The sequence below is a fragment of the Siminovitchia terrae genome (genome assembly GCF_003605405.2).
Classification (GTDB): Bacteria; Bacillota; Bacilli; order Bacillales; family Bacillaceae_C; genus Siminovitchia; species Siminovitchia terrae.
In genome coordinates, this window is the sequence record NZ_QYTW02000012.1 from 122,825 (window position 1) to 130,708 (window position 7,884).

Annotated in this window: 9 protein-coding genes; 8 read left to right on the plus strand and 1 reads right to left on the minus strand. The window is 37.7% G+C overall.

The window, feature by feature from the left end; genetic code table 11:
• The first annotated feature begins 290 nt into the window (after nucleotides 1–290).
• The 7 genes from D5F11_RS13300 (at nucleotide 291) to D5F11_RS26485 (ending at nucleotide 6,276) form a co-directional block, all read left to right on the plus strand.
• Nucleotides 291–701 (plus strand): nuclear transport factor 2 family protein, encoded by a 411-nt coding sequence (locus D5F11_RS13300; protein WP_120116202.1) that lies wholly within the window; start codon nucleotides 291–293, stop codon nucleotides 699–701.
• A gap of 206 nt (nucleotides 702–907) precedes the next feature.
• Nucleotides 908–1,753 carry a pentapeptide repeat-containing protein gene (locus tag D5F11_RS13305; protein WP_120116201.1) on the plus strand — a complete coding sequence of 282 codons (846 nt, stop codon included), beginning with the start codon at nucleotides 908–910 and terminating at the stop codon, nucleotides 1,751–1,753.
• Nucleotides 1,754–2,049: 296 nt separating this feature from the next.
• Nucleotides 2,050–4,386: an RNA polymerase recycling motor HelD gene (gene helD / locus D5F11_RS13310; RefSeq protein ID WP_120116200.1), complete on the plus strand. Its 2,337-nt coding sequence runs from the start codon at nucleotides 2,050–2,052 to the stop codon at nucleotides 4,384–4,386.
• Between the two features lie 289 nt (nucleotides 4,387–4,675).
• Nucleotides 4,676–4,804, plus strand: a complete 129-nt coding sequence (locus D5F11_RS27785) for a hypothetical protein (protein ID WP_280519742.1) — start codon at nucleotides 4,676–4,678, stop codon at nucleotides 4,802–4,804.
• 141 nt (nucleotides 4,805–4,945) lie between these two features.
• Nucleotides 4,946–5,359, plus strand: a complete 414-nt coding sequence (locus tag D5F11_RS13315; protein ID WP_120116199.1) for a YjdF family protein — start codon at nucleotides 4,946–4,948, stop codon at nucleotides 5,357–5,359.
• A 222-nt stretch (nucleotides 5,360–5,581) separates the two neighbouring features.
• On the plus strand, nucleotides 5,582–5,965 hold the full coding sequence (locus D5F11_RS13320) for a VOC family protein (RefSeq protein ID WP_120116198.1): 384 nt from the start codon (nucleotides 5,582–5,584) through the stop codon (nucleotides 5,963–5,965).
• Between the two features lie 134 nt (nucleotides 5,966–6,099).
• Nucleotides 6,100–6,276, plus strand: a complete 177-nt coding sequence (locus D5F11_RS26485) for a hypothetical protein (protein ID WP_185830688.1) — start codon at nucleotides 6,100–6,102, stop codon at nucleotides 6,274–6,276.
• 479 nt (nucleotides 6,277–6,755) lie between these two features.
• Here the strand turns inward: D5F11_RS26485 and D5F11_RS26490 are convergent, their stop codons facing one another.
• Entirely contained in the window at nucleotides 6,756–6,914 is a 159-nt protein-coding gene (locus D5F11_RS26490) for a hypothetical protein (RefSeq protein WP_185830689.1), read from the minus strand.
• 329 nt (nucleotides 6,915–7,243) lie between these two features.
• On the opposite strand from D5F11_RS26490, the gene D5F11_RS13325 reads away from it, so the two are divergent.
• Nucleotides 7,244–7,474, plus strand: a complete 231-nt coding sequence (locus D5F11_RS13325; protein WP_120116197.1) for a hypothetical protein — start codon at nucleotides 7,244–7,246, stop codon at nucleotides 7,472–7,474.
• The last annotated feature ends 410 nt before the right edge of the window (nucleotides 7,475–7,884 follow it).

Below are 7,884 nucleotides of genomic sequence, written 5' to 3' on the forward strand. Positions count from 1 at the left end.
CTCATTAATATTTTTCAATAGGAAATCTATGGCGACACTACTATAAGGGGTGTCGCCATTTCTTATTGAACTAAAGGGGCTTTAGTTTAAGTTATTTCATTAACGGGCCGATTGTTGAACAACGGCTTTAAAACAGTTAGGATATATTTGTTAAAGTTTAGAAGTGATTGTGAAGAATTGAAATTAATAATAAGGCGGGTAATTTTCATGCAGTACATTCTAAAATGACTTACAGACTTTGCTTATTTTATTAATTGGGCAAGAATAGAAGGTTTAAAGGAGGATTAAAAATGGATAATACAAAGTATGAATCCAATGACTTAAAAATAATTTGCCCTGAAGATTGCGGAAATGCACCAAAAAAACAGCTTCTTAAGGAATTAAACATTGCTTTTGTTAATAACGATCTAGTTTTTATGATTGATAATATTACGGATGATTTTCAATGGAATATAATCGGGAAAGAACTTATTCAAGGAAAAGAAAATTTTATTGAAACACTAAAACAAATGCAGAATAGCAAAGTAACAGAACTTCACATTAGCAAAATTATTACCCACGGCTATGATGGTTCTATAAATGGTACCTTAATATTAGAAAATAAGAAGATTTATTCTTTCTGTAATGTTTATAAATTTACAAGTTCACGTAATAATTCAAAAATTAAAGAATGTATTTCTTATATAATTGAATTACCATAATCCGATTATAATTTGAGTAAAGTTTCCATTAAGCTATAGGGGTGCGTTAGTAAAAAAAATTTTCGCATTCAATCCTCCGTAATCGGGCGCAATCCTAGAATAAGGATAAGGTTTATTTTTTATTTTACGGCCAGATTGAAAACCAATGGTGTACAATTAGAATTAAGAAACCTAGACTGAGCGGGAAGTTTGAAGAGGGTATAAAAATGTATAATGAAACAGCCAAAAACATTAGAGAAAGTTTAAAAGCTGATTGTTCTAAATGCTTTGGACTCTGTTGCACAGCGCTTAATATTGCAGCATCAAGTGACTTTGCAATAAATAAACCTGCTGGAACACCTTGTCCTAACTTACAAAGAGATTTCCGGTGTAAAATTCATAAGAATTTAAGAGATAAAGGATTTAAGGGATGTACAGTGTTTGATTGTTTAGGTGCCGGCCAAAAAGTTTCTCAAGACACTTTCAGTGGTCAAAGTTGGCAGGAACATTCTGAAATCGCTAAAAAAATGTTTAGTGTATTTCCCATCATGGAGCAGATATATGAAATGATTGCATTTATTGCGGAAGCTTTGACTTTTAATATCTCACCTTCATTGCAGGATAAGTTAAATAGACAATTAGAGAATTTACAAGGCTTGACTGATATGGATGCCGATAGTATTTTGTCACTAGATATTACAAGATGTCGACTACCCGTAAACGAGCTACTTCTAGAAACAAGTGAATACATCCGAAATGAGCTAAGTTCAAATGTATTTGAAATTAAGAAAGGAAGACAATGTAGGGGTGCTGATTGGATTGGAAAAAATTTAAAAGGTAAAGATTTAAGAACGACTGATTTACGAGGAGCTTATTTAATTGCTGCTGATTTGCGAAATACGGATCTAAGAGGTGTTGATTTTATTGGAGCTGATTTGCGTGATGCAAATTTAAGTGGGGCAAATCTTTCTACAAGTATGTTTTTAACTCAAATGCAGATTAATTCAGCTAAAGGAAATGATAAAACTATATTACCCCCACACATACAACCACCACCTCATTGGATTAACTGATTTTATTCAGGACGCTTTAATGGGACAACGAAAAAAGCCCAATTTCTTAATATTAACTAAGAAATTGGGCTTTTTAATATTGGATTTTTTAAATGTTATATAATTCCGTTGTTATTTCCATTGAATTTATAACCATTATGATCGTGTAAATACATTGATAAAAATGAAAAACTATGATACATTTATTTAGATACACCGAAAATGTATTTTATCATAAAATATCCCTATTATAATAATACATCATAAACCCCTTTTTAGTCAACCCCTATTTTTATTTTTTAAAAGGAGTGTTTGATATGGACATGGAACTTCGCCAGGAGCAAGAAAGAGTGAACCGTGTAATGGAGACAATTACAGAGCAAATCAAAAGGTTGGAGGACGAAACTTCCGTGCGTCGGATGGAAGTTGTGAATATCCGCAAACACTTTTGGGATGAAGTAAAGGTTAATATTGATAGCTTCGACGATTATCTTGAAACGATCATTGGCTTGAGACAAGAGGCTCAAGCTCTGTCCGTAAGCCAGAGCACCCATAGGCATGCATCTAAGAGATTATCTTCGCTACGGCGTATGAAAGAGGTGCCCTATTTCGGGCGAATTGATTTCATTGAAGAAGGAACTTCAACTCCGGAACGAATCTATATCGGCACCTCTACGCTCACGGATACAAGCGGAGAGAATTTCCTTATTTACGACTGGAGGGCCCCTGTCTCGAGTGTCTATTACGATTATCAGCCTGGTTCGGCCAAGTATGCTACACCTGGAGGTGTTATCCATGGCACACTGGAGAAAAAGTGGCAATATCTCATCCGCGGCGGCATTATCCAATCTATGTTTGATACCAGTCTCACGATTGGTGACGAGATTTTACAGCAGGTGCTTGGTAAAGGTACAGACAAACATATGCACAATATAGTAGCCACCATTCAACAGGAGCAAAACCGGATCATTCGGCACGATCGCGGGCGGATGCTCATTGTACACGGAGCTGCTGGCAGCGGTAAGACATCGGCTGCCCTGCAGCGTATTGCTTATTTACTCTATAAATATCGAGATACGCTGAATGCCGATCAAATCATTCTTTTTTCGCCTAATTCGATGTTTAATAGTTACGTTTCCAATGTGTTGCCAGAACTCGGCGAAGAGAATATGCAACAGGTTACATTCCAGGAATACTTGGACCATCGGCTGAAAAGTGCGTTTCAAGTTGAGAATCCTTACGATCAATTGGAATATGTTTTAACTGCAGTGGATAACCCATCATACAGAACAAGGATTGCGGGCATCCGATTCAAGGCTACCACTTATTTTTTTGGGGCGATTAAATCATATAGGGAGTCGTTGGAATTATCCGGAATGGTATTCAAAGGGATTAGCTTCAGAGGAAAGACAATTGTTACTGCGAAACAAATAGCGGAAAAGTTTTATAGCAGCGAGACCTCGCTTCGCTTTCATAGCAGACTTGAAAAATTGAAGGATTGGCTAATCAAGCAAATTGATGAAGTCGAGAAGCTTGAACGGAAAAAGCCATGGGTACAGGAGGAAATCGAACTGCTTAACAATGAGGATTACCATAAGGCATATACCTACTTAGCGAAAAAACGCGGCTTTAAAGGAGAGTTGATTCATGATTATGAAGTTGAGCCTAAAGAGTTAGCTCGCTTGATTGTTCGCCAGAAGTTAAAGCCATTGCGAAAACAGATTAAGGCGTTTCGTTTCATCAACATGAAGGGGATATACAAGCAGTTTTTTACCGATCCCCTCCAGATCAAACAGTGTATGGATCGGGAAGCACCCGAGGAGTGGGCGGATATTTGTCTGTTGACTGTGAAAATGCTGGACGAAGGTAAACTATTTTACGAAGATGCTACTCCGTTTTTACTTATGAAAGAACTGATTCAAGGTTTTCAGATGAACAGTTCGATCAAACATGTACTTGTTGACGAAGCGCAAGATTATTCTCCGTTTCAATTCGAGTTTTTGAAGCGTTTGTTTCCTTCAGCAAGAATGACCGTTCTCGGTGACTTCAACCAAGCTATATTCGCCCATGCCAGTGAAATGGTCGATTTTCACACGCTTACTGGACTATACGGTCCGGATAAAACGGTTGCGATCAACTTGACCCGCAGCTACAGATCCACAAAACCGATTGTCGAATTATCACGCGGACTTGTACCTGACGGAGAAAGGATTACCGCTTTTGAACGCGATGGCGAGAAGCCTATATTGACACAGCTGTCCACTCGATCTGAATTGCATCGTTCCATAGCTTCCAAAGTTGTAGACTTACAAAAACGGGAATACAGCACAATAGCGATTATATGTAAATCAGCAATTGAAAGCACCGCTGCATACGATTCCTTGAGCGGCATCGAAGAAATTAAGCTCGTGAAGAGCGGCTCGATTGAATATGAGCAAGGCGTTGTTGTCATACCGGCGTATTTGGCCAAAGGTATCGAGTTTGACGCGGTTATTATTTATGATGCATCAGCGGAAGTGTACGGGGATGAGAGCCTGCGTAGATTGTTTTATACTGCTTGCACCCGGGCCATGCATCACTTGCAACTATACAGTATTGGCGAACCAAGCCCCTTCTTGCGCGACGTTGCGCCGGAGAGTTTAATTTTGAGCTGAGTCAACAAGGGGTTGAAGGTTTTTGGTTCAGAAATTCTTTCAACATCTATTCCGTATTCATTCAGTATGTAATGTTTTATAACTGAAAATAGAAGGGGAGTACAAGGAGCGTGACTCTTAGAAGAGGTTTAGGAAGATAAAGCAGGAAAGGTGGTGGAACGGAATTAAAGTTGTTTAACTTCATTCAGCAGAAGTCTCCAACTTCAGTAAGTGGTGAGATGAATGCATATAGGTATTCCATTCAGTAGGGGTTCAACCCCCGGCTGAATAAAGTCAAAGCCTCCGGCGGATGCCACAGATTTTCAGAGGAAATTTATCGAACTGGGCGCAAATACGCCAAGGCGCATTTGATAAACTTAAATCTCCTATTCCGTTAAAAGGCAGATTAATTGAGAAACATTTAACAAGCAAGTTATAGTTAATATATTAAAAACATGGAATGAAAAAACACGATTCGGTTGGTAGTCCGGATGCATCGTTTTTATAAAGATGTCAGTAGCCTTCCCCTCCTCGGGATGTCCATCATTCCAAGACTTTACTGTTAAGAGGAGGGATCGTCATGACTTTGACGATTTATTATGATGGTCAGTTTTGGGTTGGAGTAATTGAAATTCAAGAAAACGGAAGACTGAAAGCTTACCGTTATGTATTCGGTACAGAGCCTAGTGATACTGAGGTTTTAGAATTTGTAAATTATCGTTTATATGCTGTCATTACAAAAAGTACGCAGTTGGGGATTAAAGAGAAGAGGGACGTAAATAAAAGAATTAATCCTAAACGTCTCCAACGGCAGGTAGCCAAGGAAATGAAGCAGAAGGGCATTTCAACACAGGCACAAGAGGCGATTAAAGAAGATATTAAGAGACGGAAAATGGAAGGGAAAAAACTTAAAAAACAGCGCGATAATGCTTTTAAACAAAAACAATGGGAAATCAAAAAACAAAAAGCTAAAAAAAAGCATAAAGGGCGATAAATAATTCAAGAATTGGGACTGTAAACTAAACTCTGTTAGTGAGAGAGCGTACGTATGTTCAACAATGAGCTAAAACCTTGCTGAAAGGATGGATAGAGTCATCTTCCATGACGGGATTTTCTTTTCGGAACAGGGATTTTGTCTAATGTTTGGGTAAGCTTGCAGCCAAAAATTGTTAGCAGGGCACCATATATCGCAGATATCAAAGGAGGTAAAAACAATATGGACATTATTGTTACCAGTTTATTCGTACAAGATCAAGACAAGGCACTGAAGTTTTATACGGAAACGCTGGGCTTTGAAAAAAAGGAGGACGTTCCTGTCGGAGAATTTAGATGGATAACGCTTGTTTCTCCCAATGATCAAGATGGTACCGAGCTTTTGCTTGAACCGAATCAGCATCCGGCTGCCAAAGAGTATCAAAAGAAAATCTATGCCGATGGTATCCCGGCAACAATGTTTGGGGTTCCAGATGTTCAAAAAGAGTACGAACGATTAATGAAGCAAGGCGTGAAGTTTACTATGGAGCCGACAGAAATGGGCGAAGTCACACTGGCTGTCTTTGACGATACATGCGGCAACCTTATTCAGATAGCGCAGAAGTAACTTCATCATAAAATGAAATAAACTAAAGAAGCAAATTTATATGTAGCTCCAGAGCGTTTGGGAAAAGAATAGATTGAGGACATGCTTTTAATTACAAAAAGCTAGAGAATCACTAAACGAGTTATTGGTTTAGAATGAAGGTTATTCCATTTAAAGGGAGCATTGTTGAAATTTACAACTATAAAATGAATCGAACTTTTTTATTGTTTAACTTCATTCAGCAGAAGTCTCCCACTTCTGTAAATGGTGAGATGAATGCATATTGGTATTCCATTCAGTGGGGGTTCAAACCTCGGCTGAATAAAAGTTAAAGCCTCCGGCGGATGCCACAGACTTCCAGAGGAAATTTATCGAGGGAGCTCGATAAAATCTGGGCGCAAATACGCCAAGGCGCATTTGATTTAAATACAAAAAGTTGAATGATCTAAGGTCTGGTTGTTTTGTGAAAAATACAGATTTGTAACAACAACGGCTTTCTTATTTTGAATCTGGTGCAACAGCATAATAAAGGTTATCGCCTCTGTCGAAGATGTTAAAATAAAGTTGCGATGCTTTCCCCCTTTGTCCAAAGGGGCTTTTTTGTATTTCAACATCGGACCATTAAAAGAGGGTAAAACTCGAAGTTACCTCTGCCATAAGAGCAGATCATGTTTATACATTTTAGAAACACAAATGGTTGAATATATAAGGGACTGATAAAGCCATTCTCAAGAAAAGGCTTTATCAGTCCACGTTTAGTCATTATACTGACGACATCATCATCAAATTTAAAACTTCAGATTTACAGTGCTTAATCCCGCATCGCTCCGGCCTCTCGAGAAGTCATTGCACCTTGGCCTTCACTTACATCTTTCTGGATTTCCTGATTCACTTTTTTAGCATCAGTTCCTGCAAATCCTGGTTTCGTTCTAGAACTCAAATTCTTTTTGGCCTGTTGATCTTGTTGCATATTAGTCCTCCTTGAGTTGTTGATTTAACAATTATAGTATTAACCCAAAATGCTCTGTATAACCTGTGATTTGTGTGAAAGCTATTTTAGTCTAGGGTTCATTAAACTTGGAACTTAACCCTGCTAGGTTTTAACTCATAAACGAAATAAGTAGCTGCAGTTACAAGTAAACGCAATCGAGTATAAGCCTTGACATTAATGACCAGTCCTTTGTGACACTTGATAAATGAGGGAGTCAAATTTAAAAATGAAGATATCAGAGAAGTTGAATCTCTGTTCCATTAAAGGCCAGATCGTTGCATAAGTTAAGTGTAAAGGATGTGAGCTATATGAGATTATACGATAAGCCGATTAAAGCATATTTACATAATGAATTAAGTGCTGTTGAGGAACATGACGGTGAACTCATTTATTTTTTTGAAAAGGGGTACGTGACAGTTCTTGGTGAGTTTGAATGCGAGAAGTATGTTGGAGGAACAGCCTGTATTATTTTTAATCAGGAAGATGTTATATCCGTTGGAAAAGGAATGCTACGATTTGTTGATGAAGAGGGCTTATGAAGAAAAACAAACTTATCGTATTGTATGGTGATAGGACTTATCTTTAACGTTAGCTTTAGATTCTGAGGATAATTAAGGTATCTTTGGCTCAATGAATAAAAAAAGAGAGGAAAAGCGAAGGTATTTTTGAATATATTTTGGGGAAGCCTTCATAATTATGTCTATCCTTTAATATATACCAGTGTTTTTCTAGTTGTTAAAAAATGATAAAGACCAGTAGATTATCAGGAGGAGCATGGAACACTATACAATAAATCAAATACACGGGAAGATAAGCATGCCATGCAAAAAAACTCTAAATACGTTTTGTTTGTTCTAAGAAAATAAGATCCTACTAATTGTGTTAAGATGTTTTCGCCGGGTTTGTCAAATAAAGTGTGTAAGTACACTTTACTCAAGGTATTTTAATA

Bases quoted from the DNA above. Each gene is read 5' to 3' on its own strand.
- D5F11_RS13300 (WP_120116202.1), top strand. From the start codon at position 291: ATGGATAATACAAAGTATGAATCCAATGACTTAAAAATAATTTGCCCT.
- D5F11_RS13305 (WP_120116201.1), top strand. From the start codon at position 908: ATGTATAATGAAACAGCCAAAAACATTAGAGAAAGTTTAAAAGCTGAT.
- helD (WP_120116200.1), top strand. From the start codon at position 2,050: ATGGACATGGAACTTCGCCAGGAGCAAGAAAGAGTGAACCGTGTAATG.
- D5F11_RS27785 (WP_280519742.1), top strand. From the start codon at position 4,676: ATGCCACAGATTTTCAGAGGAAATTTATCGAACTGGGCGCAAATACGC.
- D5F11_RS13315 (WP_120116199.1), top strand. From the start codon at position 4,946: ATGACTTTGACGATTTATTATGATGGTCAGTTTTGGGTTGGAGTAATT.
- D5F11_RS13320 (WP_120116198.1), top strand. From the start codon at position 5,582: ATGGACATTATTGTTACCAGTTTATTCGTACAAGATCAAGACAAGGCA.
- D5F11_RS26485 (WP_185830688.1), top strand. From the start codon at position 6,100: ATGAAGGTTATTCCATTTAAAGGGAGCATTGTTGAAATTTACAACTAT.
- D5F11_RS26490 (WP_185830689.1), bottom strand. From the start codon at position 6,914: ATGCAACAAGATCAACAGGCCAAAAAGAATTTGAGTTCTAGAACGAAA.
- D5F11_RS13325 (WP_120116197.1), top strand. From the start codon at position 7,244: ATGAGATTATACGATAAGCCGATTAAAGCATATTTACATAATGAATTA.